22 protein-coding genes and 1 tRNA gene are annotated in these 24,730 nt (G+C 63.8%); 8 read left to right on the top strand and 15 right to left on the bottom strand.

Annotated features, from left to right (window positions below; all coding sequences use genetic code 11):
* Nucleotides 1-329: 329 nt before the first annotated feature.
* A complete protein-coding gene (locus AK81_RS15665) occupies nucleotides 330-2,006 on the bottom strand; it encodes an aryl-sulfate sulfotransferase (RefSeq protein ID WP_043200264.1) in 1,677 nt (558 codons plus the stop codon).
* A 17-nt stretch (nucleotides 2,007-2,023) separates the two neighbouring features.
* Nucleotides 2,024-4,360: a TonB-dependent receptor gene (locus AK81_RS15660; protein ID WP_043200262.1), complete on the bottom strand. Its 2,337-nt coding sequence runs from the start codon at nucleotides 4,358-4,360 to the stop codon at nucleotides 2,024-2,026.
* A gap of 192 nt (nucleotides 4,361-4,552) precedes the next feature.
* Here AK81_RS15660 and AK81_RS15655 point away from each other — a divergent pair, with 192 nt between their 5' ends.
* A complete protein-coding gene (locus AK81_RS15655) occupies nucleotides 4,553-5,467 on the top strand; it encodes a LysR family transcriptional regulator (RefSeq protein WP_043200260.1) in 915 nt (304 codons plus the stop codon).
* A gap of 122 nt (nucleotides 5,468-5,589) precedes the next feature.
* Here the strand turns inward: AK81_RS15655 and AK81_RS15650 are convergent, their stop codons facing one another.
* Together AK81_RS15650 and AK81_RS15645 are read right to left on the bottom strand one after the other, a co-directional pair.
* Nucleotides 5,590-6,495 carry a TauD/TfdA dioxygenase family protein gene (locus AK81_RS15650; protein WP_019471770.1) on the bottom strand — a complete coding sequence of 302 codons (906 nt, stop codon included), beginning with the start codon at nucleotides 6,493-6,495 and terminating at the stop codon, nucleotides 5,590-5,592.
* Between the two features lie 39 nt (nucleotides 6,496-6,534).
* Entirely contained in the window at nucleotides 6,535-7,572 is a 1,038-nt protein-coding gene (locus AK81_RS15645) for an ABC transporter substrate-binding protein (protein WP_043200257.1), read from the bottom strand.
* A gap of 297 nt (nucleotides 7,573-7,869) precedes the next feature.
* Here AK81_RS15645 and AK81_RS15640 point away from each other — a divergent pair, with 297 nt between their 5' ends.
* Entirely contained in the window at nucleotides 7,870-9,471 is a 1,602-nt protein-coding gene (locus AK81_RS15640; RefSeq protein ID WP_241496083.1) for an ABC transporter permease, read from the top strand.
* Nucleotides 9,468-10,331 carry an ABC transporter ATP-binding protein gene (locus AK81_RS15635; RefSeq protein ID WP_050491894.1) on the top strand — a complete coding sequence of 288 codons (864 nt, stop codon included), beginning with the start codon at nucleotides 9,468-9,470 and terminating at the stop codon, nucleotides 10,329-10,331. Before AK81_RS15640 ends, AK81_RS15635 begins: the two co-directional genes overlap by 4 nt.
* A gap of 249 nt (nucleotides 10,332-10,580) precedes the next feature.
* Here AK81_RS15635 and AK81_RS15630 read toward each other — a convergent pair whose 3' ends face one another.
* The 8 genes from AK81_RS15630 to AK81_RS15595 form a co-directional block, all read right to left on the bottom strand.
* A complete protein-coding gene (locus AK81_RS15630) occupies nucleotides 10,581-10,862 on the bottom strand; it encodes a DUF971 domain-containing protein (RefSeq protein ID WP_043200255.1) in 282 nt (93 codons plus the stop codon).
* The gene (locus AK81_RS15625) at nucleotides 10,862-11,827 is read right to left on the bottom strand and encodes a HEAT repeat domain-containing protein (protein WP_043200252.1); all 966 of its coding nucleotides are present in this window, start codon (nucleotides 11,825-11,827) and stop codon (nucleotides 10,862-10,864) included. Before AK81_RS15625 ends, AK81_RS15630 begins: the two co-directional genes overlap by 1 nt.
* The gene (locus AK81_RS15620) at nucleotides 11,824-12,675 is read right to left on the bottom strand and encodes an ABC transporter ATP-binding protein (RefSeq protein WP_043200250.1); all 852 of its coding nucleotides are present in this window, start codon (nucleotides 12,673-12,675) and stop codon (nucleotides 11,824-11,826) included. The genes AK81_RS15625 and AK81_RS15620 overlap by 4 nt, the downstream gene beginning before the upstream one ends.
* Nucleotides 12,675-13,457, bottom strand: a complete 783-nt coding sequence (locus AK81_RS15615; protein ID WP_043200249.1) for an ABC transporter permease — start codon at nucleotides 13,455-13,457, stop codon at nucleotides 12,675-12,677. The genes AK81_RS15620 and AK81_RS15615 overlap by 1 nt, the downstream gene beginning before the upstream one ends.
* 15 nt (nucleotides 13,458-13,472) lie before the next feature.
* A complete protein-coding gene (locus AK81_RS15610; protein WP_043200247.1) occupies nucleotides 13,473-14,879 on the bottom strand; it encodes an ABC transporter substrate-binding protein in 1,407 nt (468 codons plus the stop codon).
* Nucleotides 14,880-14,998: 119 nt separating this feature from the next.
* Nucleotides 14,999-15,244 carry a 4Fe-4S dicluster domain-containing protein gene (locus tag AK81_RS15605; RefSeq protein ID WP_008096634.1) on the bottom strand — a complete coding sequence of 82 codons (246 nt, stop codon included), beginning with the start codon at nucleotides 15,242-15,244 and terminating at the stop codon, nucleotides 14,999-15,001.
* Nucleotides 15,245-15,406: 162 nt separating this feature from the next.
* Complete coding sequence (locus AK81_RS15600) at nucleotides 15,407-17,131, bottom strand: fumarate reductase/succinate dehydrogenase flavoprotein subunit (RefSeq protein WP_043200245.1); 1,725 nt, start codon at nucleotides 17,129-17,131, stop codon at nucleotides 15,407-15,409.
* Entirely contained in the window at nucleotides 17,128-17,877 is a 750-nt protein-coding gene (locus AK81_RS15595; RefSeq protein ID WP_043200242.1) for a GntR family transcriptional regulator, read from the bottom strand. Before AK81_RS15595 ends, AK81_RS15600 begins: the two co-directional genes overlap by 4 nt.
* Before the next feature lie 214 nt (nucleotides 17,878-18,091).
* Between AK81_RS15595 and AK81_RS15590 the strand changes: the two genes are divergently transcribed.
* The 3 genes from AK81_RS15590 to AK81_RS15580 all read left to right on the top strand — a co-directional run bounded on the left by AK81_RS15590 (nucleotide 18,092) and on the right by AK81_RS15580 (nucleotide 20,864).
* Nucleotides 18,092-18,168: transfer RNA gene (locus AK81_RS15590), tRNA-Arg, on the top strand.
* A 161-nt stretch (nucleotides 18,169-18,329) separates the two neighbouring features.
* Nucleotides 18,330-20,060 (top strand): dipeptidase, encoded by a 1,731-nt coding sequence (locus tag AK81_RS15585; protein WP_043200240.1) that lies wholly within the window; start codon nucleotides 18,330-18,332, stop codon nucleotides 20,058-20,060.
* A 366-nt stretch (nucleotides 20,061-20,426) separates the two neighbouring features.
* A complete protein-coding gene (locus AK81_RS15580) occupies nucleotides 20,427-20,864 on the top strand; it encodes a CBS domain-containing protein (RefSeq protein ID WP_043200239.1) in 438 nt (145 codons plus the stop codon).
* A gap of 6 nt (nucleotides 20,865-20,870) precedes the next feature.
* Here AK81_RS15580 and AK81_RS15575 read toward each other — a convergent pair whose 3' ends face one another.
* The 3 genes from AK81_RS15575 to AK81_RS15565 form a co-directional block, all read right to left on the bottom strand.
* Nucleotides 20,871-21,509, bottom strand: a complete 639-nt coding sequence (locus tag AK81_RS15575) for a hypothetical protein (RefSeq protein ID WP_043200238.1) — start codon at nucleotides 21,507-21,509, stop codon at nucleotides 20,871-20,873.
* A gap of 69 nt (nucleotides 21,510-21,578) precedes the next feature.
* Entirely contained in the window at nucleotides 21,579-21,821 is a 243-nt protein-coding gene (locus tag AK81_RS15570; protein ID WP_043200237.1) for a DUF2789 domain-containing protein, read from the bottom strand.
* A gap of 61 nt (nucleotides 21,822-21,882) precedes the next feature.
* Nucleotides 21,883-22,341 (bottom strand): aminoacyl-tRNA deacylase, encoded by a 459-nt coding sequence (locus AK81_RS15565; RefSeq protein WP_016484356.1) that lies wholly within the window; start codon nucleotides 22,339-22,341, stop codon nucleotides 21,883-21,885.
* Between the two features lie 98 nt (nucleotides 22,342-22,439).
* Between AK81_RS15565 and AK81_RS15560 the strand changes: the two genes are divergently transcribed.
* Nucleotides 22,440-23,786: an NfeD family protein gene (locus AK81_RS15560; protein ID WP_043200235.1), complete on the top strand. Its 1,347-nt coding sequence runs from the start codon at nucleotides 22,440-22,442 to the stop codon at nucleotides 23,784-23,786.
* A gap of 2 nt (nucleotides 23,787-23,788) precedes the next feature.
* The gene (locus tag AK81_RS15555) at nucleotides 23,789-24,541 is read left to right on the top strand and encodes a slipin family protein (protein WP_043200234.1); all 753 of its coding nucleotides are present in this window, start codon (nucleotides 23,789-23,791) and stop codon (nucleotides 24,539-24,541) included.
* The last annotated feature ends 189 nt before the right edge of the window (nucleotides 24,542-24,730 follow it).

Below are 24,730 nucleotides of genomic sequence, written 5' to 3'. Positions count from 1 at the left end.
CCGAATTGTTGATTGTTGAAAAGCGCCCAAGGCAGGGCATCGAGCGTTTGAAATCTCAAACGAATGCTAAGCGGCTGCTGGGGTGTTGGACAATAGGCTGTTCGAAAAAAAGAACGAATGGTTGAACAGCCGGGCGGAAAATTCATCATTCTGCATGATGGCCACCGGCCTCTTCGCGGGCACGCCCGCTCCCACAGGTACTGCACCGAACTCGAGACCGGTGGGGTACCTGTGGGAGCGGGCGTGCCCGCGAAGGGGCCGGTACAGGTTAGACGAATGAACTGAAAGAAATGTGAAGGGAGGACCGACGGCCCTCCCGGAGGGGTGGATCAGAACGCCTTGGCCAGGTCGATCACCAGTGCCCGGTAGCCGACACTGCCCGGCTGCCGGCTGTGCACCTTCAGCTCCACCAGCACCTCCTGGGTCCCGCGCCGTACCTCGTTGAGCACGGTGGTGGTCAGTTTCTCGGGGGTGAGGAAGTTCACCGAAGCCGAGTAAATGAACTGGGTGTCGGTCTCTGGCCGGTAGGCCACCACCGAGGTCACCGGGCTGTACCACTCGTCGCCGCGCTCCTTGCCGTACTCCCACACCTGCTCGACGGTGCCCTTGGCTTCGTCGATGCGGTACTCCACCGCCCGGCTGTAGTTGCCGGCAAGCTTGGTCGGCGCAAAGTCGCGCCCCCAGCCGTTGTCGAACACCGTCAGCGTGCCTTTGCCGGTCAGCCAGGCGGTGTGCTGGGTCCACGACCAGTCGAAGTTTTCGCTCGCAACCGGCGTCAGCACCTTGTCGCGCAGGCGCTCAGGCCAGCCTTGGGGCGAGGCCAGAATCCACTTCACCTGCTTGTCGCGACCAATCTTCACCACACCTTGATGACGCGCTGAAACGATAATGCTGTCGTCATCGGCGTCGTAATCGATGGCATTGACGTGGGCCCAGTTGCGCCCGGTGCCCACACCCGGGGTGTCGCCAAAGGGCAGGTTACCCTCGGCCAGTTCGTTGGCCAGGCGGTCGTCCTGCTTCTGCACCCCTTCCGGCAACTGGATCGCTGCCTTGCCGAGGGTTTCCAGCAAGTCGCCACGGTACGGGTCGAGGATCTGGTTGAGGTCCCAGAAGTCCAGCACATCCCCGGCTTCGCTGACCTCGATGATGTGGTCGCGAATCGAACGTACACGCTTGCCGTCGGGGCGGCGGTAGTCGCTGGTGCCCACCCGCAGCAGGTAGGTGCCGTTGGCGGTTTCGCGGATTTCGTGGGAGAAGTCAGCGAACTTGTCCGGCAGGCTGCGCTGCCAGATGCGCCGGCCCAGCAGGTCGAACTTGGAGTAGGTCTGGCCCTGGCCCCAGATCAGCTTGCCGTCGCGGGTCTGCTGGAAGCCCATGGTGCCGCCCAGGCCATCGCGGCGGTTGGAATCGTGGATCTGCTCGATATCCAGGTACCAGCGCACATCGCCATTGCTGTCGGCGATCCAGTTGTTGCCCACCTGGTCCCATTCCGCTGCGCCCCCCAGGGCATTCCACTTCAAGGCGCGGGCACCCGGAATGTCACCTTGCAGGTGGTTGAACAGGTACAGGCGCTTTTCAAAGCCGGGCGCCACCTTGACCGGCTCCACCTCCGGCAATGCGGCGGTCTGCCTGGCCACCACCGGCAGGCGCACGGCCGGGGCGTAGATCTGGTACTGCTCGCGAATGCGCTCGCCGTCGAGCTTGTAGGTCACCTCGACCTGGTTGACGTGGTCCGGGTACAGCCCGAATACCGGGATGCCGCCGTAGGTCCACAACGAACGGTCAGACACGTCATAGACAATGTCCACACCGCGCTCGCCACGCCCCAGCACACGCACATGGGCATCACTCAGGCTGCGCCCACCGTCGCGGATGATCGCGGTCAGCGGCGCCAGGCGGTACGGGTTGACCACCACGTCGCCGAGCAGCGCTTCGTCGCGCTCCGGGACTTTCGCGGTCAGGCAGGCGCCTTCGGGCAGTACAGGGGTTTCGGTCTTGGCATTCATGGCAAAGCTCCTTGTGCTCAGAAGTCGTAACGGGCGGTGGCGCCGAAGGTGCGCGGGGTGCCGAGCACGCCGGCATATCCACCGTTGGCGGAGTTCCACAGGCTGGTGAAGTAGGTTTTGTCGCCGGCGTTTTTCACCCACAGCGACAGGTCGACCACACCATCGCCCTGGTCCAGGCGCACACCGGCGGAAAGGTTGACCAGCGCGTAGCTGGGGATCTGGCCGAAATCGGAATCGTCGATGGTGCCCACGGCCTTCGAGCGGAAGGCGTAGCTGGCGGTGACGTAGGGCTCGACGTGCTGGGTGGCCTGCCACTTGTACTGGGTGTTGAGGTTGGCGATGTACTTGGAGGCGCCGACCACCTGGTGGCCGGACAAGTCGCAGGTGGCGGTGGCATTGGCCAGGCTCACCTCAGGCGGGCATGGGGCATCCTTGTACTCGGTGTAGCGCACGTCGTTCCACGAGCCGTTGAAGTTGACCGTGAGGCCACGGATCGGCAGCGCCGTGGCTTCGAACTCCAGGCCACGCGAGCGCACGCTGCCGGCGTTGGCCAGGTATTGCACGCGGTTGATCTGGTCGTAGACGTTGGCCTGGTAGCCATGCACTTCGGCCCAGAACAGGTTGCTGTTGAGTTGCAGGCGGCCGTCGAACAGGGTGCTTTTCAAGCCCAGTTCGGCGTTGTTGACCCGCTCGGTGCCCACCAGCAGCGAATCGGTGCCCAGCCGTGGTGCTGCGCCGACGGTAAGGTTGACGCCACCCGACTTCTCACCGTGGGTCAGGGTCGCGTAGCCCAGCAGTTGTTCGTTGAAGCGGTAGCTCAGGCCCAGCAGGCCGGAAGGGCTGAAGCTGTACTGGTTGAGGTCGCCCGAATCGTAGGCACCTATCCGGGCCTGGCGCGCGGTGGCAGCAGCACCGGTTACTGCGGCGCCGCCCTCAGGCGCATCGCGGGTCACCCAGGCGCTCTTCTCTTCATAGGTACCGCGGATGCCAGCGGTGAAGTCCAGGCGGTCGGTGACATGCCAGGTGCCCTGGGCGAACAGCGCATAGCTGTCGGTATCGATGTGCCCGTCACCAATGGTGTTGACGTTGTTCAGCGCACCGGCCGGTGTGAGGTTCCAGACATCCGCCTGCGGCCCGTAGTAAGTGAAGGATTTGTTGTCCAGGTCCTGCTTGAAGTAATAGGCACCCAGCACGTAGTCGAAGGCGCCACCGGTAGGCGAAGCCAGGCGGATTTCCTGCGAGTACTGCTTGTCGCGCACCGATACCCCGGCGCTGTAGAACACCGGCACGTTCAGGCCATCGTCGTTGCGCGGGGTGAAGTCCCACCAGCGGTAGGCGGTGATCGAGGTCAGGGTGAAGTCGTTGGGCAAGGTCCAGTTGGCTTCCACCGAGGTGCCGCCCTGGAACACCGTCACCTGCTGGTCGGCGTCGAAATTGACCTTGCGGTCCTTGCCCGACACCAGCGTCGCACCGGCCTGGGCGGCCAGGCTTTCGTAGCGGTTGACGCCATTGATGGTCGGGCCGGTGCTGTACAGGCTGAGGATGCCGTTGTTGGAGTCTTCTTCGTTGTATTCGCCGATCCAGCGCAGGTTGAAGGTGTCGCTGGGCTTGAACAGCAACTGGGTGCGAAAGCCCTGGCGCTTGCCGCCGTTGAGGTCGTCACCGTTGTGGATGTTCTTCACATAGCCGTCGTCTTCGGTGCGGTAGGCGCTGATGCGCCCGGCCAGGGTTTCGCTGATCGGCCCCGAGAAGCTGCCCTGGGTTTGCAGGTAGCCGTCTTCGCCCATTGACTGCTGGATGCTGCCTTCACGGTGGAAGGTGGGCTTGCGCGTGGTGATGTTGAGTACGCCGGCCGTGGTGTTCTTGCCGAACAGCGTGCCCTGCGGCCCGCGCAGCACTTCCAGCTGCTCCACGTCCAGCAGGTCGAATACCGCCATGCCGGGGCGACCGAGGTAGACGTTGTCCAGGTAGATGCCGACGCTGCCCTCCAGGCCATCGCTGGCCGGGTTGTTGCCCAGGCCACGGATCGAGATGCTCGACTGGCGGGCATGCACGTAAGCGACGTTGGTGCTGGGCACCAGCTGTTGCAAATCCTGCACGCGGTAGATGCGCTGGGTTTCCAGGGTTTCGCTGTCGAGCACGCTGATTGGCGTGGGCACGCTTTGCGCGGTTTCTTCGCGGCGGCGGGCATTGACCGTGACGGTGCCGAGCTTGGCTTCCTGCTCTACCGCCGGGGTGGTGCTGACCGGCTCTTCGGCGAAGCTGCCAGAGGACGCCGCCAGCAACACGCCAGCGGCCAAGGGTTGCAAGGTGAAGCGCGACGCGCGCGCAGGCCAACGGGAAAGTCCGGACATGCAAATGCTCCTTGAGGCATGGGCCCTGGCGAGCATTTCCGTTAGCGGAACCGAATCGCGGTCAGTTGGGCTTATATTCTTTTAAGTAATATAAATATTTGCAATTCATATTTAGTGGAATAAGTAACACCCTTTATAAGGGGACTCACCCTTGTCAGCAATTGCATTTGACCGAAGGTTTTAATGTAGAAAATGCATATCGATCTGCGTCAGCTGCGTCACTACATCGCCCTCGTCGAGCACCGCAGTTTCGTGGCCGCTGCGGCGGCGGTGAACCTGTCGCAATCGGCCTTCAGCCGCAGCATCCAGACCCTGGAGCACAACATCGGCTGCCGCCTGGTGGACCGCGCCAGCAAAGAACTGGCGCCAACCCGCCAGGGCTTGCTGGTGCTGGAGCATTCGCGGCGGCTGGTGCACGGGGCGCACAACCTGGTCAACGAAATCCACCAGTTCAATGGCGCCACCACCGGGGTGGTGCGCTTCGGCTCCGGCCCGGCGCCGGCCGGTGGCCTGGTGCCGCGCGCGGTGGCGCGGTTCGTGGCCGAGTACCCGGCGGCGCGCACGTGCTTCCAGGTGGACAACTGGCAGGCGCTGAACCGCAAGCTGGTGGCCGAAGAGATCGAGTTCTTTGTCGCCGACACGCGCCAGTTCGAGTCCGACCCGGACTACCAGGTGCACAAGCTGGCGCCACAGCGCTGGCACTTCTGCTGCCGCGCCGGGCACCCGCTGACCGAGCAGGAAGCCGTGCAGGCGCGAGACCTGTTCGACTACCCGATGGCCACCACCTTCCGCCCGCCGAACATCCGCAAGATCCTCAGCGACCTCAGCGGGCGGCAGGACTTTCTGCCCTCAGTGGAGTGCGAGCACGGGTATGCGCTGCTGAATGTGGTGATGCACTCGAACACCATCGGCATTGCCTGCAATGCCAACTTGCGGCCGTATCAACGCGAGGGCGGGCTGGTGAAGTTGAAGCTGGCAGACCTGACGCCCGAGCAGGAAGAGGCATGCCATACCCGCTATGGGGTGGTGAGCCGGGTGGGGTATGGTTTGTCACCGTTGGCGCAGGGGCTGGTCAGGCAGTTGATTGCCTGTGATACCGGGTTGTGACGGGCGGGGGCTTTGCCCCCGTTTCGCGACACAAGGCCGCTCCCACATTGGATCGGCGTACGCCGTGCTTTTGTGGGAGCGGCCTTGTGTCGCGAAAGGGCCGCAAAGCGGCCCCGGCAATATCAACCTTTACGCGTAGTCCGGCTCAGTTGCCCATCCACCCCAACCGGCACCTCTCCCGCCAATGTCACCCGCCGCACCACCCGCGGCTGGGTCCCGTAGTCATCCACCGCATAATGCTGCGTCGCGCGGTTATCCCAGATCGCCACGTCCCCCGCCTGCCAGCGCCAGCGCACGGTGTTTTCCAGGCGCGTCACATGCCCTTGCAGCACCGCGAACAGGTGCTGCGAATCCGCCAGCGAATAGCCCTTGATGCGCTTCACGAAATGCCCCAGTTGCAGCGCCCGCTCGCCACTGATCGGGTGCACACGCACTACCGGGTGCTCGGTCTCGTAAACGGTCGATGTGAACACCTTGCGGTAGCGCTCCAGCTTCGCAGGGTCCACATCCGGCTTGATGCTGGCGTAGTCGTATTCGTTGCTGTGCACCGCCCACAGCTTGTCGGCCAGCTCGCGCAGCGGCTCGGGCAGTTCCTGATAAGCCGCAGCGGTGTTGGCCCAGACGGTGTCGCCACCCGAAGCCGGCGCTACCACGCTGCGCAGGATCGAGGCCTTGGGGTAGGCGTCGACGAAGGTCACGTCGGTGTGCCAGGAGTTGGCCCGCTGGCCTTCGGCGCCATCGAGTTGCAGCAGGTAGCTGGTGCCGTCCACCACCGGTACGGTGGGGTGGGCGACCGGCTCGCCGAGCAATTTGGCAAAGCCTTCCTGGCTCTGGTCATCCAGGTGGGTCTGGTCGCGGAAGAAGATCACCTTGTGCTGTACCAGTGCAGCCTGGATAGCCTCGATGGTGGCGGCATCGAGGTCGGCGGACAGTTGCACACCGCGGATTTCGGCGCCGATACGGCCGGCAACCGGGTGAATGTCGAGTTCGAGGGTTTGTGGCGCGGTGGCCAGGGCGGCATTGCTCATGGTCGTGGTCCTTGCGGTCATTGTCGGGTTTTTGAAGGTTCAGCGGGCGGCCTGCACGGCCTGTTCCTGTTTCAGCGCAGCATCGAGGAAACGCGGTTCGATCCAGTCGGCTACCTGGAAGCCACGGCGGATCAAACGCTCCTTGGCGGCCAGGTCTACGCCCTGCTGCAGCTGGCCGACGAAGTCAGCGTCCAGGCGTGGGTCGAAGTAATGGGCAAGGTCTTCCTTGGCCAGGTCATCGCTGAGGATGCTGCGTGGCCAGTTGGCGTTGCTGGCCACAAGATCGATGTAGGCCTGGCGGTTGTGTTCATCACGCAGCCAGGTGCTGGCCTGCTCCTGGGCGTTGACCAGGCGCTGGACCAGCTCGGGGTACTTGCGGATGAAATCGCCGGTGCCCAGCAGCACCGCCTGGGTGCTGCCGGCGCCTTCGAGATCCCGCGAGTTGACTGGCAGTTCGACCAAGCCACGCTCACGCAGCGACAGCAGGTTGGACAGGCCCCAGGTGGCGTCAATCTGCTTGGCCGCCAGCGCGGCGTTGGCAGCGTTGAAGTCCAGGTTGATGACTTTCAGTTCGCGCTCGGTCAGCCCTTGGCTGGCCAGGGCGCTGGCGAACGACAGCTGATTGGCTGTGCCGCGGAACACCGCCACGCGCTTGCCTTTGAGGTCATGCAGGGTCTTGATGCCAGAGCCGGGCACCACACCCAGGTAGCTCTTGACCCCACGCACCCCCGCCGACAGCACGCGGGTGTCCAGGCCATTGGCCTTGCCGACGATCGCGGCCAGGTCGCCCAGATAGGCGAAGTCGGCCTGGCCGTTGGCCAGCGCCTCGTTCACCACGGGGCCCGCGCCCTTGAAGAAGTGCCAGTCGATGCGGATGCCGTCCTTGGCGAACTCTTTCTCCAGCAGTTGCTGGTCACGCAACACATCGACCACGCCACCGGCGCTGGGCTTGCTGCCGGCGCTAAGGTCGGGCACGGCGATGCGAATGCTTTCTGGCTTGGCCGGTTCAGCGGCGTGGGCACCGAGGGTAAAGGCCAGCCCAAGGGCGGTGATCAGGTGGCGCAACGGGGTTTTCATGGCAAGGCTCCTTGGCAGGCTGCCACCGGCGAAGGCCGGCGCTTTGGCCAGAAGCTAGGCAGGTCTGGTTAGAACCTACAAAGATCAAAACTTCATTTTTTAGTAACTGGAAGGCATAAACCAGGCGGCATGCGGGCCTGCGGGAAGCTTGCGCAAAGCGCATGGAAAATATGAGGAAAACGCAACGGCGGGGGGCTTCCGTATGCACGGGGCGCATGCTCTTATCTCTTGAAAGTCACTTTATGGTTTTTTTAATTCCATAAATGAATAACCTAACAACGCTTCGAGAGATGGCCGATGAATGGAGTTCTGAGCAGGAATCGGAGGTGGCTTCGGGGGCCGCTGCGCGGCCCTATCGCGACACAAGCCCGCTCCCACAAAGGCCGTGACCGCTTGTTGCCTTGGTTGCTGCCTGCGCTGATTGCGCTGCTGTGGGTGGTGGCGAGCCGGCAGCACTGGATGAGCGAGCAGATCCTGCCGGCACCGGCGCTGGTGTGGCAAAGCGCGCTGGAGTTTGGCTCCGGCGAGCTGTGGGGGCACTTGTGGATAAGCCTGCAACGGCTGTTCTGGGGGCTGGCGGCGGGCATTGCCAGCGGCTTGCTGCTGGGTGTGTGGCTGGGGGCTTCGCGGCGGGCACAGACGCTGGTGCTGCCGACTTTCGTGGCGCTTGCCCAGATCCCTACCCTGGCCTGGATTCCGTTGTTCATGCTGTTCTTCGGCATCGGCGAACTGCTCAAGCTGGTGGTGCTGGTAAAAGCCGTGGTGGTCCCGGTCACCTTGCACACGCTGGTAGGTGTGCGCGATGCCCAGCCAAAGCTGCGTGAGGCCGCTGCGGCGCTGCGCCTGCCCCGTCACCTGCTGTTCCTGCGCCTGTTACTGCCGGCCGCCCTGCCCGCCTTCCTCACCGGCGTGCGCCTGGCGCTGGCCACCGGCTGGACCTCGCTGCTGGCGGTCGAGTTGCTGGCCTCCAGCGAGGGGATCGGTTACCTGATGGTGTGGGGCCGGCAACTGTTCATGCTCGACCTGGTGATGCTGTGCATTCTGGTGATCGGCCTGGTCGGCGCCGTGCTGGAGCGCAGCTTCTCAGCCCTGGAAAAGCGCCTGCTGTACTGGCCGCAACCGGCCACTGGCGAGCAGCAGCGCGGGCCTGTGCCACGCGGCTGGCAGAGCCTGCTGCTGCCCTTGGGGCTGTTGGCGCTGTGGCAGGCCAGCAACAGCTTTGGCTGGGTTGACCCGAACATCCTCACCTCGCCACTTGAGGTGCTGCGCACGCTGTTGGTCGGCCTGGCCGATGGGTCGCTGCCGCAGGCCTTGTTGCTGAGCCTGGAACGCACCCTGAGCGGCCTGCTGCTGGGTGGCGCCGCAGGCCTGCTGGCCGGCTTGCTGCTGGGGCTTTCCAGCGCGGCCGAACGGGTCTTCGGGCCAAGCCTGTCGGCCTTGCGCCAAGTGGCGCTGTTCGCCTGGGTGCCACTGCTCACTGCGTGGTTCGGCCTGGGTGAAGGGGCCAAGCTTGTGTTCGTTGGCCTGGCCGCATTCTTCCCGCTGCTGATCGCTACCCAACGCGGTATCGCCAGCCTCTCGCCACAGCTGGGCGAAGCGGCCCGCACCCTGCGCCTGAACCTGTGGCAACGCCTGCGCCTGCTGGTGCTGCCCGGTGCGGCCCCGGCGATATTCGCCGGCCTGCGCCTGTCACTGATCTACGCCTGGCTGGGCACCATCGGTGCCGAGTATTTCATGCCGTCGGACGGTGGCATCGCCAGCCTGATGATTGGCGCCCAGCAACTGTTCCGCATGGACCAGGTGATGGCCGCCATGGTCCTGATCGGCCTGGTCGGCGCCCTGCTCGGCACCCTTGGACAACGCCTCGAATCGCGCGCCACGCGCTGGAGAACCGCATGAACGCATTCAACACGTCGCACCTGCAGGCGGCCAACCAGCCCGACACCACCCCGCCGCTGGTCAGCTTCGAGGGTGTCGGCAAGGTGTTCACCGTGGACGGCCAGCCGTTCGAGGCCATCCGCAACTTCAACCTGTCGATCAACCAAGGCGAGTTCATTGCCATTGTCGGTGCCTCCGGCTGTGGCAAATCCACTTTGCTGCGCTTGCTGGTGGGCCTGGACACCGACTACAGCGGCAGCATCCGCGTCGATGGGCACACCGTCAGCGGCATCGGTGGCGAGCGCGGTATCGTGTTCCAGGAACACCGCCTGTTCCCTTGGCTGACGGTGGAGCAGAACATCGCCCTGGGCCTGGTGAACGAGCAACTGACCCAGGGGGAGCGTGCCCGCCGTGTGCACGAGTTCGTGTTGCTGGTGGGGCTGGCCGGCTTCGAGACAGCGTACCCGCACCAGCTTTCCGGTGGCATGGCCCAACGCGTGGCGATTGCCCGTGGGTTGGTGGCCAGCCCACGGATCCTGTTGCTGGACGAGCCGTTCGGTGCACTCGATGCGCTGACCCGCCAGCAACTGCAGGACGAGCTGCTGGCCATTCGTGAGCGAGCAGGTATCACAACGTTGCTGGTGACCCACGATGCCGAAGAGGCGACGTACCTGGCGGATCGGGTAGTGGTGCTGGAGCCACGGCCGGGCAGGATCAAGTCGGTGGTCGAGGTCGACCTGCCGCACCCACGTTTGCGTACTGGTGTAGCGCTGCATGGGCTGCGCGAAAAAGTGCTGCACCAGATCACCGGAGATGGCGGCTACCTGCCACCGCCGGTTCGACGGGTGGAAGGGCTGCGGCCGGAGCTGATTGCATTGTGAACCCGCACCCACAGGTACAGCATGGGCCCGAAGCCAGCGCCGTACCTGTGGGAGCGGGCACGCCCGCGAAGGCTCCAACACGGTGCCTGGCACGGGCTTCGCCCGTGTTCGCGGGCACGCCCGCTCCCACAGTGATCGCAGGGACTTTCAGCGTTTGAGCAAGACAGTTGCTCCTACCTGACCGGCGTCGACTTCAAGGCAAACACAAGGCTGCTCCTACAGGGGGATGCGGTAGCTGAGGGATCAGCTTCACTTGCTGACTAGGTCGCGCAGGTAAGCCCAAGGGTAGATCCCGCGCTCATGCCCATCGCTGAACACCAGCTGCACGCCATACCCTTGCGAGGTAATCCGCTCCACACGCACATCGTCGCGCACCAGGCTGATCGCGCCCGACAGCCGCGCCGCACGGCATTGTGAACAGGGGCAAGCACCGCGCAAACGGGTATGGCTGAGGCTGTGCTCGCCGTCTTCCCATTGCAGTACCAACTGCCCTGGCCCGCGCAGGTTGCGAATGGCTTGCGGGGCGTTCATCAGGCAGCCCCGCGCAGTTGCGCCAGGGCAATCCGCACCGCCTTGCGCACCTCGGGGTCGCTGTCGGCCTCGGCGGCTTGCAGCACCGGCAAGGCACGCGCCTGGCCCAGCTCGCCCAGGGCCAGCGCCGCCTCCTTGCGCAGGTTGGCAATGCCATGGCCAAGCAACGCGCCAAGCGCGTCCAGTGCAGCGGCATAGCGCAACCGACCCAGTGAACGCGCGGCCCGCAGGCGTACCTGCCAGAAGTCATCGGCAAGGGCCTCCACCAGTGCCGGGCCTGCTTGTTCCTGACCGACTTTGCCTAGCGTGGTGGCGGCTTCCTCGCGCACTTGCCAGGCCTGGTCAGTCAATGCCGCCACCAACGCAGGCAGCACCGAGCTGTCCCGTGCAAGGCCCAGCGCGCCGATGGCCGCGCGGCGCACCTCGGTGTCCGGCTCGGCCTCGGCGAGCGCTGCCAGCGCCAGCAACGCCGGCTGGTGCTTGAGCCAGCCAAGAATGCCCACGGCCTCGCGCCGCACGGCGGCGTCGTCATCGGCCAGCGCCAGCAGCGCAGGGTCGGCAGCATCCTCCAGGCGCAGCTCGCGCAAGGCTCGCAGGGCACTGGCGCGGACGAAGGCATCGGCGTGCTTGACCCATGGCAGGATCAACTGGCCGGCTTCAAGGCTTTTGAGTTCGCTGAGGCTCTGCGCCGCAGCCAGCCGTACCGGTTCGGCGGCATCGGCCAGCGCAGCGCACAAGGCTTGCACAACTTCAGGTTCTTCCCAGGCCTCGAGCAGGCGCGCGGCCTCGGCACGCACCTCATCAGCGGCGTCCACCAGCAGTGCATCGGTAAGCCAAGGCAAGCCATCCGGGTCTTCCAGGTCGGCCAGCTCGATCAGGGCGATGCGGCGCACACCAGCGTCGCTGGCATCAAGGCGAGGCAACAGGGCAAGGATGTCGGGGTTGTCGGTCGTTCGGTCAGTCATAGCGCGATCCGTAGCGGTGGGTGGTCAGTGTCCGGCAGGCCCAGCGGGGTCAGGCGCGGCAGTTCGCGGCCTTCCTCGTGGCGCAGCAACGCCAGGCAGTGACGCTTGAGGTGAGTGAATTCAGGGCTAGTCAGCAGGCTGGCGCGGCGGGGTCGCGCAAAGTCCAGGCGCAGGTCCTCGATAAAGCGACCGGGGCGCGGGCTCATCACCAGGATGCGATCGGCGAGGAACAGCGCTTCGTCGATATCGTGGGTGACGAACACCACGGTGGTGCGGATGCTGGCCCAGATATCCAGCAACAGCTCCTGCATGCGAGCACGGGTTTGCGCATCCAGTGCGCCGAAAGGTTCGTCCATCAGCAATAGCCGTGGGCGGTTGATAAGAACCCGGGCAATTTCGGCCCGTTGCTGCATACCGCCGGACAGCTGGTTGGGCCAGCGCCCGGCAAAGTCGGCCAGCCCCACCAGTTGCAGCATTTCGCCCGCCTGCCGGTGACGTTCGGCGCGGCCCAGGCCCTGCATCTTCAGGCCAAAGGCCACGTTGTCGAGCACGCTACGCCAGGGCAGCAAGGTGTGGTGCTGGAACACCATGCCCCGCTGCGGTGACGGCCCGGCAACGGGCTGGCCGTCCACATTCAGCTGGCCGCTGCTGGGCACCAGGTGCCCGGCCAGGGCGCCGAGCAACGTCGACTTGCCACAACCGGAGGGGCCTAGGATGCAGACGAACTCGCCAGGCTCCACGGCAAAGTCCAGGCGTTGCACTGCCTCGAACGCTTCGCTGCCGTGCCCCAGGCGAATCGACAGGCCACGACCATCGATACGCCCCGGCGCCTGTTGATAACTGTTCATCAACTGGCCCTCCGCGTGCGGTACCACGGCGTGGCCAGCGCCCCCAGGCGCTTGACCAGGGCGCTGCTGCCCATGCCCAGCACGCCGATCAGCAGCATGCCGACGATGATGTCCGGGTAGTTTTGCAAGGTGTATGACTCCCAGGTGTAGTAGCCGATGCCGAACTGCCCGGAAATCATCTCGGCGGTGACCAGGCAGAACCATGATGTCCCCATGCCGATGGCCAGGCCCGTGACGATGCTCGGCAACGCCCCTGGCAACACCACTTCGCGCAGGATTGCCCAGCGCCCGGCACCAAGGCTGCGTGCCGATGCCACCAGGCGCGGGTCGACCGCCTCGACGCCATGCACGGTGTTGAGCAGGATGGGGAACAGCGCGCCGGTGAAGGTGATGAACACCATCGACAGTTCCGACGACGGGAACATCAGGATCGCCAGCGGGATCCACGCCACCGCCGGAATCGGCCGCAGCACTTCCAGCGGCGGCAGCAGGGTGTCTTCAGCCCATTGCGAGCGGCCGATCAGCAACCCCAGGGCCACGCCAACCAGTGCCGCAGTGGCATAACCGGCAAACACCCGCGACAGGCTGCTGCCCAGGTGCGCCAGCAGGGTGCTGGAGGTCAGCAACTGCCAGGCAGCGTCCAGCACCGCCTCGGGAGTGGGGACATAGGTGAAGGTCAGCAGACCGAGGTCCAGTTTCACGTGTGCCGCCACCTGCCAGAACAGCAGGCAGGCCAGCAGCGACGCCAGGCGCACCGGCCAGCGCTTGAGGTTGCGGGTCATGTCGGTGCCTCCCGGTCAGCGCTGCGCGACCAGCTTCTGGTTGGCGCTGACAAAGTCCAGCGCCTCACCGCCATGGGCCTTGGCATATTGCTCGGCCTGGTCCTTGAGCAGGAACGCCGCCAGTTCGCCGTTGCCGTTGCGCACGAACCAGGCCTGGTTGGCCAGCAGCTTGATGCCGCTGTCGGCGGCCTGGGCGTAGATGGCGCGGATGTCCTTGCCCTCCTGCTCCAGCTGGGCCAGCGCACCAAGGGCGGCCTCCGGCGAAGCGTAGTGGCGGACCTTGTCTTCACCGCGCACCCAGATTTGCGCCAGGCGGCTGAAGTCGGTGATCGGCTTGCCGGTCAGCGCGTCATTGGCCTTGAGTGGCAGCGGGTCGTAATCTTTCAGCGCCTTGTTGTAGTCCAGGCCAGCCTCTTTGAAGGCGGCACGGATGTACTGGTCGTCGATGAACTTGCCGGTGTCCAGGCCGCGGTCGGTCTTTTTCAGCAGCTTGAGCGTATCGATGGAGGTAGCCACTGCCTGGCGGTATTCGGGCTTCCAGGTCAGGTCACGGGTCTGCAGGCCGAGCGGGCCGTGGAACAGGTAATTGACCTCGGCTTCGATACCCGTGACCTTCTCGATCAGTTCGCTGTACTTCTCAGGCTGCGCAGCGATCAGGCGGTCGGCTTCAAGGCTGGCGCGCAGATAGGCGGTGACCACTTCCGGGTACTTCTTCGCGTAGTCGGCATCGACCAGGGCACCATGGAAAGTCGGTGCGTTGGCCTGGGCGCCGTCATAGATCTTGCGGGCGAAGCCGCGGTTGGGGAACAGCTCGGCGAACGGCACGAAGTCGGCGTGGGCTTCGATGCGGTTGCTGCGCAGGGCGGAACCGGCGATTTCCGGCGCCTGGGCGATGATGCGCACATCCTTCTGCGGGTCCCAGCCCTGGGCTGCGACGGCCCGCAGCAGCATGCCGTGGGCAGTGGAGGCGAACGGCACGGAAATGGTCTTGCCCTTGAGCTCTGCCAGCGACTGCACGCTGGACGCGGCGGGTACGACGATGCCGTTGCCGCTGCCATGCACGCTGCCGGACAGCACACTGATGAACAGGCTGCGCTTGCCGGCATCCAGGTGGGCAACGCCGTTGAACGACCCCGGGAAGTCGGCCATGGCGCCAAAGTCGAGTTTGCCGGCGACCATTTCGTTGGTCAGCGGCGCACCGCTGGTGAAGTTCTTCCACTCGACCTGGTAGGTGGCGTCCTTGTACTTGCCGTCGTGCGGCAGGTACTTGTCCAGCAGGCCCAGCTCACGGATCAGCAGGCCGCCGGTGGCGCAGTTGATGGTGGTGTCCTGGGTGCCGATGGCGATACGGATGGTTTCGGCGCTGGCATTCAGGCCAGTGAGCGCCAGCGCGAGGCCGGCCACGGTTGCAACAAGGCGCATGGGTGTTTCCCCTCGAATCGTTATAAGAGTTGGAGTCGTCTCCGCCGCCCGGCTTGGGTGGTGGGAAACGAGGGGCACAGCAGGAGGGCGTCCGGTGGTTCGCCGGATGGCGGGATGAATCAGCGCAGCAGGTACGGGATGTCGACCTTCACCGCGCCGGTGGGGCAGTCCTTCTCGCAGGGCATGCAGTACCAGCACTCGTCGAAAGCCATGTAGGCCTTCTGCGTGGCCGGGTTGATCGCCAGCAGGTCCATGGGGCAGACCTCGACGCACACGGTGCAGCCTTTTTCGGCGATGCATTTGTCTTCGTCGATGGTGACCGGGGCACTGCTGCGGAAGAAGATTTCTTGCGGCTGGTAGGCCATTTCACGGAGTCCTTGGGGCCTGTGGCCCTCGTTCTGTTTTTTGCTGAAACTGATGGCCCCATCGCCGGCAAGCCAGCTCCCACAGGAGGGTGCAAACTTCACAGTCGATGCAGTACCTGTGGGAGCTGGCTTGCCGGCGATTGGGCTGCGAAGCAGCCCCACTCATGCCGCATCGGCTTTTACCCTCAACCGGTCATAGGCGGTCTGCTCTTCTGCATCCAGGGCGATCAGGTAGGGTTCAACGGCCTTCTTGAAGCTGGTCATTTCGCCGTTCTCGCCCTTTTTCAGGTGGCAATGGCAAAACCACTCGCCATCGTTGCGCTCAGGGAAGTCCACCCGGTGGTGGTACAGGCCCCAGCGGCTTTCCTCGCGGAACAGCGAAGCCCTCGCCGCCATCTCGGCGCAGTCGCGAATCACCGACACTTCCATCGCACGCATCAGTTCATGAGGGTTGCTGGCCTTCATCTGCTCCAGATCACGCTCGATCTCGGCAAAGCGCGCCAGGCCGATTTCCATCTTCTTGGTCACCTTCGGCGGCTGCAGGTAGTCGTTGACCATGCGCCTGAGCTTGTATTCGACCTGGGCTGGCGGCAGGCCATGCTCACGCTGCAGCGGGGCAAACACCCGCGCGCGCTCGCGTTCGACCTGCTCGGCATCGACCTCGGCGAGTTCGCGCCCGGCCACGTAATGCGCGGCGTTCACGCCGGCAAACCAGCCATAGGCAAAGGCGCCGAGCATGTAGTTGTGTGGCACCGCAGCCATGTCGCCCGCGGCATACAGCCCTTTGACGCTGGTCTCGGCCTTTTCATTGACCCACACGCCCGACGCCGAATGCCCGGAGCAGAAACCGATCTCGGAGATATGCATCTCGACCATGTGCTGGCGGTAGTCGGTGCCACGCCCGGCGTGAAACTGGCCACGGCTGGGGCGCTCGTTGCTGTGCAGGATCTCTTCGATGTTCTGAATGGTCTCTTCAGCCAGGTGGTCGAGCTTGAGGAACACCGGGCCATTGCCGCCTTCGAGCTCCTGGTGGAACTCCCACATCATCTGGCCGCTCCAGTAGTCGCACTCGATAAAGCGCTCGCCCTTGCTGTTGGCGGTATACCCACCCAGCGGGCCGGTGACGTAGGCACAGGCCGGGCCGTTGTAGTCCTTGATCAGCGGGTTGATCTGGAAGCACTCGAGGTTGGCCAGCTCGGCGCCTGCGTGGTAGGCCATGGCGTAGCCGTCACCGGCGTTGGTCGGGTTCTCGTAGGTGCCCATCAAGTAACCCGACGACGGCAGGCCCAGGCGCCCGGCGGCACCGCAGGCAAGGATCACCGCCTTGGCCCGCACCACGCGAAACTCGCCGCTGCGGCAGTCGAAGCCCAGCACACCCGCGGCGGCGCCTTCGCCATCGAGCAGCACACGGGTGCAGACCATACGGTTGCTGATTTCTACCCGGGCACGCTTGAGCTGGCGGTACAACACCTTCTTGATGTCGTGGCCTTCGGGCATGGGCAGCACGTAGGCGCCCATGTGATGAACCTTCTTCACCGCGTAGTCGCCGGTCTCGTCCTTCTCGAACTTCACGCCCCAGCGGTCGAGTTGCTCGATGGTTTCAAAGCTGTGGGTAGCGTAGGCATGCACGGTGGCCTGGTTGACGATGCCGTCATTGGCCACGGTGATTTCCTTGGTGTACTGCTCGGGGGTGGCGTGGCCGGGGATGATGGCGTTGTTCAGGCCGTCCATGCCCATGCTGATCGCGCCGCTGCGCTTGACGTTGGCCTTGTCCAGCAGCAGCACACGCAGGCTTTTGTCCTGCTCCTTGGCCTTGATCGCCGCCATCGGCCCGGCCGTGCCGCCACCGATGATGATGATGTCGTAGTCCTGGGTCTGGATGCTCATGCCTTGCCCCCTTTCTGGCGATCAATGCGCAGGCGGTACTGGAAGGAATCGCCGCGGTAGTAAAGGTGTTCGAAGTCCAGTGGCGTGCCGTCGGCAGCATGGGTCAGGCGCTCGATGCGCATGATCGGCGAGCCTTCTTCAACATCCAGGGCCTGGGTCAGGTCGCTGTCGGCCAGTACCGCATCGATGGCCAGGTCGGCGTGGCCAAGGGCGATGCCGCAGTCGTTTTCCAGCAGCAGGAAGATGTCGCGGGTGACCAGGTCGGCCTTCTCCAGTTTTTCGCCGACGGCCTTGGGCAGCCAGGTCAGCTCCAGCGATACCGGCTCGCGGTTGATCAGGCGCACCCGGCGGATCTCGGTGACCAGGCTGCCCTCCTCGACCTGCAGCCGGGCGGCAACCAATGCGTTGGCCGGCACATGGCGGAAACTGCGCAGGCGGTTGATCACTTCGTAGCCCATCTGCGTCATCGACTCGCCCAGGCCCTGCAAGGTACTGACGTTCTGGAACGCCTTGGGCTTGGCGACAAAAGTGCCTTTGCCGTGGATCTTGAAGATCAGCCCTTCCTTCTGCAGGTCGCCCAGTGCCTGGCGCACGGTGATGCGGCTGACGTCGAAGGCCTTGCCCAGTTCGCTTTCCGAGGGCATGCGGCTGTGCGGTGGATAAGTACCGTCGAGGATGCGCTCGCGCAGCAGTTCCTTGAGCTGGGTGTAGAGCGGTACCGGGGACAGGGGGAGCAGTTGGGCCATGGGATCTCTTCGCTGATCGATGACTTGTTATAACAAGTTGTGACCAGAGGATAGAGGGCATAAGAAGGGTGTGGGAAATATTGATATCGCATATGGATAGATAAATTTGCGCAGGCCAATGGCCCGCAGAAGCCGCCTGCGGAAAAAGAGGAAAAAGGCCACAGATCAAGGCGATGGACGTCAACGATACAGATGGGTATCATGCCTGCGCGTTGCACTCGTAGCTCAGCTGGATAGAGTACTGCCCTCCGAAGGCAGGGGTCGTGGGTTCGAATCCCGCCGAGTGCGCCATATCAAAAAGCCCTGGGCCTGCGCCCGGGGCTTTTTCGTTTGTGCGACATGTCGCGTTTCTGGTACTCCCGTGCCACGGGTCATTGGTGTTAGCGTGAGCGTCTTCCCGTTTTCCAGGCGGGTAACCCACAACAATGATTGGCGAAGGAATGCGCACAACCATGCACTTGAAAAAACTTACCGCCACCACCCTGCTACTGGCCAGCATCGGCCTGTTCACCCAACCGGCCCAGGCCAACCTCACCCAGCAGCAGTCCGCTGCCATCGTCAAAGCCTTCGACGCCAGCAACCCAAGCGACTTCAAGCAGTTCCTCGGCAAGCTTAAAGGCAGCGACCTGGCCAAGGCCGACAACCTTGACGCAACCCTGGACGCCTACCTGGCCAACAAGCCACTGGCCGCCGAACAGCAAGACGAAATCAATCGCCTGCTCGGCCTGTATACCCGCATCAAGTACGGCAAGGCCGCCACCGAAACCCTGCGCGAGCTGGTGGCCATTCCCACCTTCAATGTCGAGGGTACGCCGCAATACGAAAACCCTGAATTCCTCAAGATCGCCGACAAGATCAAGGCCTTGGCCGACAGCTTTGGCCTGGCCTTCCGCAACATCGACAACCGGGTGTACGAGATCTCGCTGGGCAGCGGGAAGGAAGTGATCGGCATCCATGCCCACGCTGACGTGGTGCCGGTCAACCCGGACAACTGGAAGCTGGCTGACGGCACGCGCCTGGACCCGTTCAAGGTCACCCTGGTTGGCGACCGCATGTATGGCCGCGGCACCGAAGACGACAAGAACGGCATCGTGGTGGCGATGTACGCGCTGAAAGTGGCCAAGGACGAAAACCTGCCGCTCGCCCGGCAGTTCAAGCTGCTGATCGACACCACCGAGGAAACCAGCGGTGATGCCATCCCGTACTACTTCGAGCGCAACCCTACCCCCGACTACAACCTCGCCCTCGACGGTGGGTACCCGGTGGTAATTGCCGAGAAAGGCTACGGCACGGTCATGGCCAGCTTCAGCAAGCGCCCGGCCAACGGCAAGGGTGCCGAGATCGTCAACCTGACGGGGGGGCTGGCCACCAACCAGATTCCGACCACTTCCGTAGCAACCCTGGTTTCTGACAACCCGGCACAACTGGCCAAACAGCTGCAGCAAGCCGGCGCCAACTATGTGAAACAGCATGGCAGCGACTTCAGTATCGACGCCAAGGCCGATGGCAAGCAGGTGTTGCTCACCGTCACCGGTGTTTCCGCCCACTCTTCGGAACCGGAGTCCGGGGTGAACCCGGTTGCCCGCATGCTCGACTTCATCAACGGCCTGGGCCAACAGGTGCCGCTCAAGCACAACCAGTTCACCGACGCTGCCCGCTACGCCGCCGATAACTGGGGCCTGGACTACCTGGGCAACAAACTCGGCGTGGCCTTCAAGGACCCGTTCATGGGCCCGTTGACCGCCTCGTTGACCTTTGTCGGGGTGGATGACAAAGGCCTGAAACTGGCCGTGAACCTGCGCATTCCCAAGGGCAAGCCAATCGCCACGATCAAGGACGACCTGGCCGACAAACTGGGCAAATGGACCCGGCAAAGCCGCACCTCGGTGGCGTTCGACTACAGCCTGGACGAGCCGATGTATCGCAACCCCGAAGGCGAATGGGTAAAGGCCCTGCTGGCTGTGGCCACCGAGAACCTGGGCATGAAGCATGAGTTTGGTACCTCGGCCGGAGCGACCTCGGTGCATGACCTGCCCAATGGCGTGCAGTTCGGCCTGGCCATGCCGGATGTGAAATACACCGGGCACAACGACAACGAGTTCAAAACTGTGGACCAGTTCATGCTGGACCTGCAGATCGTGAGCGAGATGGTGGCGCGACTCGGGCAGATGCCGAAACTTTGATCGACAGTACTGGCCTCTTTGCGGCCAAGGCCGCTCCCACAGGTACTGCATCAACCCTGAAGCCTGCGCAGTCACTGTGGGAGCGGGCATGCCCGCGAAGAACCCTGCGCGGTGGATGGCACCGGCTTCGCCGGTGTTCGCGGCGGTTCGACGCCTCGACACGCCCGCTCCCACAGGGATCGCACAGATTTTGAAGGTGGTGTAATTCCTGTGGGAGCGGCTTCAGCCGCGAAGAGGCCGGCACAGGCGAACACCGATGACGTTTTTCAATCGACTCCATGCCGTTTCCTGCATTGCCGTGCAGAGCGCCGTGCCGGATGCTTTAGTTACTCCGAGACAGCGCTTTTTTCACCCGCAGAGGCCCGTATGAAGACCGTCGAACAAATCCTCAAGACCAAGTCCCAGCACCAGACCGTTTACACCATCGGCCCGGATGACTCGGTGCTCGACGCCCTGAAAATGCTGGCGGAGAAAAACGTCGGTGCGTTGCCCGTGGTTGAGGGCAACCAGGTGGTGGGTATCGTCAGTGAACGGGACTATGCACGCAAACTGGTACTCAAGGGCCGCTCTTCCGCCGCCACCCCGGTGCGCGAAATCATGAGCGCACCCGTGGTCACCGTGGAGCCGAAGCAGAAGCTCGATTTCTGTATGAACCTGATGACCGACCGTCACCTGCGTCACCTGCCGGTGGTCGACAACGGCAAGCTGCTCGGCCTGCTGTCGATCGGCGACCTGGTCAAGGAAACCATCACCGAACAGGCCAGCCTGATTCAGCAGCTGGAGCAGTACATCCGCGGCGAGTGAAGCCCCTCAATGGTAGGCGCGCTCCAGCTCGTCCAGCTGATGGTCGAAGCTGCGCAGGCGCGCCGACCAGGTGTATACCAGCACTTCCAGGTCACGGTTGAGCACAGCAGTATTGCCACTGCCACTGCAGGTGGGCTCGCCCAGGTCCAGCTGGTAGCGTTCGCGGGCCATGGCCTGGGCCACGCTGGACAGGTCGCGGGCATTGGCCAGCCAATGGTGATGATGGTCATGGATTTCACGGTCGAGTACCCGGCACTGGCGCTTCAGCGCATCCAGGCTCTGCTCCAGCGGCGTGCCCTTGAGCTCGCCCATGACCTCTTCGAACGTGCGCCCCGAGTGCCAGTAGCTGCCCCAGAAGTACCGGTCGAACACCGTCTCGACGCGGCGTAGCGCTACCTTGGTGTTCCAGATGGTGAGCAACGTTCGCCCCTGAATCACTTCACGCTTGTTCAGGTGCAACTGTTGCCAGGCAATCCAGGTCAGCGCCACCAGTACAACCGCCACAGTGACAGCCGCAGCGGCATACAGGAAATGCACTGCCTGGTTCATCTGTTGCGTCTGCCTGATGCCATAGAAGTAACTGGCCGTCAGGGTGCCCAGGATCGTCACGGAACACCAGAAACCTGGTGCGTAGGGATCTTTCATCGCGCTATCCCCTTATTGTTTTCCTGAGCATAGCAACGGCCGATCACTCGTCAGGTGCCGCTCGGCGCTTTATTTTCGGGGGCGGCGCAACGCTTCGTTGAGTTGATCGAACGGCACCGCCCAATCGGCATCTTCAATGATGCTCTCCTTGAGAAAAGCACGCTGAGAGTCGGTCCAGAACGGCGCATCCACCAGCTTGGTTTCATTCTTCAGCGGGGAATGGCTGGTGATGAACTGATCGATACTCGTGGGATCGTCGGGCAAGCCCAACTGCTTGAAAAGGTCGGCAAAGGGATGGATCGGCGCTTCCATGGTTCCTCCTGAGCGCCAGACAGGCCGTCCACGACGCCCGTCTGGCATTGGTGTGAAAACATCAGCAAAGCTCGCGCACTTCGGCGTGCGGCACCAGCTTCATGTACTGCTCCATGCTCATGTGGATCAAGTGATCGTGGTCACCCGCCTCCAGGTAGACATCGCCCTGGCGGGTAAGGCTCGGGTCGAGCAGCATTTTTATCTGGTAAGCGTCGCCAAGGGCCGGCACGGCGCCGCGCTCGCAGTCGCCGAACAGGCTCGGCAGGCCGCTTTCACGGGTCAGTTGCCAGGCCCCGGACATGCGCACCTTGGTCATGTCCAGATGCCGGTTGGCCGGTAGCACGGCCATGATGTAGTTGCCATGCCGGTCATCGAGCATCACCGACTTGGCGACCCGCTCGGCCGGCACGCCGGCCGTACGGGCCGACTCCAGGCTGGTGGCCGAGTGTGGATGGGGAATGATGTCGTAGTCGCAGTTGGCCTTGTCCAGGCGGGCCTGCAGGGTCTTTGCCATACGCATGATGCACCTCCGGTTACGCCCCCCAATCTCCAATTTTAGGCCGGGTAGCGGCAGGCAGGGCTAAACTTGTGTAATAGGGGCATACGAGGTGACGACAGGTGATCGCCCGCTGCTGGCGCTGGCTGTTGCTGCTGTTGCTGCTTGGCATCACGCCAGGTGGCCAGGCAGCGCCCGGTGCGGTGTGGGTGCTGGGCATCGATGACGCCATCGGCCCGGCCAGCGCCGACTACCTGGTACGCAGCCTCGACCAGGCCCAGGCGCAGGGCGCGCAACTGGTGGTGATCCGCATGGACACCCCCGGTGGCCTGGACAGCGCCATGCGCCAGATGATCAAGGCGATTCTCGCCAGCCCCGTGCCGGTTGCCACCTACGTGGCCCCCAGCGGTGCCCGCGCTGCCAGCGCCGGCACCTATATTCTCTACGCCAGCCATGTTGCCGCGATGGCCCCCGGGACCAACCTGGGTGCTGCCACGCCCGTGCAGATCGGCGGCCCCCCTGGTGCGCCCAAGGACGACAAGGCCAAGGGCAGCGATGATGAAACCCTGGCCCGCAAGCAGGTCAACGACGCCGCTGCGTACATACGCGGCCTGGCGCAGCTGCGCGGGCGCAATGCCGATTGGGCGGAGAAAGCCGTGCGCGAGGCCGTCAGCCTGCCGGCTAGCGAGGCCTTGCGGCTGAATGTGATCGACCAGGTAGCCGATGACCTGCCCGCCCTGCTGCGCAAGCTCGATGGCAAAACGCTGGAGGTCGCCGGCCAGCCACGCCAGCTGCAGACCGCCGGCGCCAGTGTGGTCGAGCACCTGCCGGACTGGCGCACACGGGTACTGGCGGTCATTACCAACCCCAGCGTGGCGCTTATCCTGATCATGATCGGCGTGTATGGCCTGCTGTTCGAATTCATGAGCCCCAGCTCTGCGGTGGGGGGCGTGGTCGGCGGCATCTGCCTGCTATTGGCGCTTTACGCCCTGCAGTTGTTACCGGTGAGCTTCGCCGGGGTGGCGCTGATCTTGCTGGGCATCGCCTTCATGATCGCCGAAGCCTTCTTGCCCAGTTTTGGCGTGGTCGGTTTTGGCGGCATCGTTGCCTTTGTGGTCGGCGCGCTGATCCTGATCGACACCGACGCCCCCGGCTTCGGCATCCCGCTGGCCTTGATCGGTACCCTGGCAGTGCTTTCCGCGCTGCTGATCGGTGGCGTGCTGGGCATGGCCCTCAAGGCACGCCAACGGGCATTGGTCAGCGGTGACGCCGGCCTGGTCGGCAGCCTGGTCACCGTCACCCAGGTGATGGCAGGCAACCCGTTCCGTGGCGTGGTCCTGGCCCAGGGCGAGGAATGGCAAGTGCAGTGCGCAACGCCGCTGCAAGCGGGCCAGAACGTGCGGGTGACCGCGCGCCATGGCGTGATGCTGGACGTGAGCGCCGCCGCGCCTGCGGCGCAAGGAGAATGACCATGTTCATGCAAGTGGGTTTCACTGCCGTGCTGATCGTGCTGGCGATGCTGTTGCTGTCGGCGTTTCGCATCCTGCGCGAATACGAACGCGGCGTGGTGTTCCAGCTGGGGCGGTTCTGGCAGGTGAAGGGGCCGGGGCTGATCCTGTTGATCCCGGTAATCCAGCAAATGGTGCGGGTAGACCTGCGCACCGTGGTGCTGGATGTACCCCCACAGGATGTGATCACCCGCGACAACGTCTCGGTCAAGGTCAACGCGGTGCTCTACTTCCGTGTGCTCGACCCGCAAAAGGCGATCATCCAGGTCGAGGACTTTCTGGTAGCGACCAGCCAGTTGGCCCAGACCACGCTGCGTGCGGTGCTGGGCAAGCACGAACTGGATGAGCTGCTGGCCGAACGTGAGCAACTGAACGCGGACATTCGCCAGGTGCTGGACGCGCAAACCGATGCCTGGGGCATCAAGGTGGCCAACGTCGAGATCAAGCATGTCGACCTCAACGAATCGATGGTCCGCGCCATCGCCCGGCAGGCCGAAGCCGAACGCGAACGGCGGGCCAAGGTGATCCATGCCGAGGGGGAATTGCAGGCGTCGGAGAAGCTGATGCAGGCCGCACAGATGCTGGGCAAGGAGCCTGGGGCGATGCAGTTGCGCTATATGCAGACGCTGGGGGCGATTGCGGGGGACAGGACCTCGACCATTGTCTTCCCGATGCCGGTGGACTTGCTGGCGGGGCTGGTAGACAAACAAAAATAGCGGTGGCCCATTCGCGGGCTTGCCCGCTCCCACAGGTAGTGAACTGAACTGGCCTAATGATCCCGGACACCTCTTAAGGGCGATATGATTCGCCCAATCAGGAGGTTCCATGCAAGAACGAAAGACCTATACCCGTGAGTTCAAGCAACGTGCTGCAAGCATGGTTCTTGATGATAACTGCTCGATTCC

Source organism: Pseudomonas putida W15Oct28, assembly GCF_000708715.2.
GTDB classification, from domain to species: domain Bacteria; phylum Pseudomonadota; class Gammaproteobacteria; order Pseudomonadales; family Pseudomonadaceae; genus Aquipseudomonas; species Aquipseudomonas putida_R.
This window is presented reverse-complemented; position numbering and strand designations above follow the sequence as displayed.

Coding starts and splice junctions, on each gene's coding strand:
- AK81_RS15665 (WP_043200264.1), bottom strand. CDS start 2,006: ATGAATGCCAAGACCGAAACCCCTGTACTGCCCGAAGGCGCCTGCCTG.
- AK81_RS15660 (WP_043200262.1), bottom strand. CDS start 4,360: ATGTCCGGACTTTCCCGTTGGCCTGCGCGCGCGTCGCGCTTCACCTTG.
- AK81_RS15655 (WP_043200260.1), top strand. CDS start 4,553: ATGCATATCGATCTGCGTCAGCTGCGTCACTACATCGCCCTCGTCGAG.
- AK81_RS15650 (WP_019471770.1), bottom strand. CDS start 6,495: ATGAGCAATGCCGCCCTGGCCACCGCGCCACAAACCCTCGAACTCGAC.
- AK81_RS15645 (WP_043200257.1), bottom strand. CDS start 7,572: ATGAAAACCCCGTTGCGCCACCTGATCACCGCCCTTGGGCTGGCCTTT.
- AK81_RS15640 (WP_241496083.1), top strand. CDS start 7,870: ATGAATGGAGTTCTGAGCAGGAATCGGAGGTGGCTTCGGGGGCCGCTG.
- AK81_RS15635 (WP_050491894.1), top strand. CDS start 9,468: ATGAACGCATTCAACACGTCGCACCTGCAGGCGGCCAACCAGCCCGAC.
- AK81_RS15630 (WP_043200255.1), bottom strand. CDS start 10,862: ATGAACGCCCCGCAAGCCATTCGCAACCTGCGCGGGCCAGGGCAGTTG.
- AK81_RS15625 (WP_043200252.1), bottom strand. CDS start 11,827: ATGACTGACCGAACGACCGACAACCCCGACATCCTTGCCCTGTTGCCT.
- AK81_RS15620 (WP_043200250.1), bottom strand. CDS start 12,675: ATGAACAGTTATCAACAGGCGCCGGGGCGTATCGATGGTCGTGGCCTG.
- AK81_RS15615 (WP_043200249.1), bottom strand. CDS start 13,457: ATGACCCGCAACCTCAAGCGCTGGCCGGTGCGCCTGGCGTCGCTGCTG.
- AK81_RS15610 (WP_043200247.1), bottom strand. CDS start 14,879: ATGCGCCTTGTTGCAACCGTGGCCGGCCTCGCGCTGGCGCTCACTGGC.
- AK81_RS15605 (WP_008096634.1), bottom strand. CDS start 15,244: ATGGCCTACCAGCCGCAAGAAATCTTCTTCCGCAGCAGTGCCCCGGTC.
- AK81_RS15600 (WP_043200245.1), bottom strand. CDS start 17,131: ATGAGCATCCAGACCCAGGACTACGACATCATCATCATCGGTGGCGGC.
- AK81_RS15595 (WP_043200242.1), bottom strand. CDS start 17,877: ATGGCCCAACTGCTCCCCCTGTCCCCGGTACCGCTCTACACCCAGCTC.
- AK81_RS15585 (WP_043200240.1), top strand. CDS start 18,330: ATGCACTTGAAAAAACTTACCGCCACCACCCTGCTACTGGCCAGCATC.
- AK81_RS15580 (WP_043200239.1), top strand. CDS start 20,427: ATGAAGACCGTCGAACAAATCCTCAAGACCAAGTCCCAGCACCAGACC.
- AK81_RS15575 (WP_043200238.1), bottom strand. CDS start 21,509: ATGAAAGATCCCTACGCACCAGGTTTCTGGTGTTCCGTGACGATCCTG.
- AK81_RS15570 (WP_043200237.1), bottom strand. CDS start 21,821: ATGGAAGCGCCGATCCATCCCTTTGCCGACCTTTTCAAGCAGTTGGGC.
- AK81_RS15565 (WP_016484356.1), bottom strand. CDS start 22,341: ATGCGTATGGCAAAGACCCTGCAGGCCCGCCTGGACAAGGCCAACTGC.
- AK81_RS15555 (WP_043200234.1), top strand. CDS start 23,789: ATGTTCATGCAAGTGGGTTTCACTGCCGTGCTGATCGTGCTGGCGATG.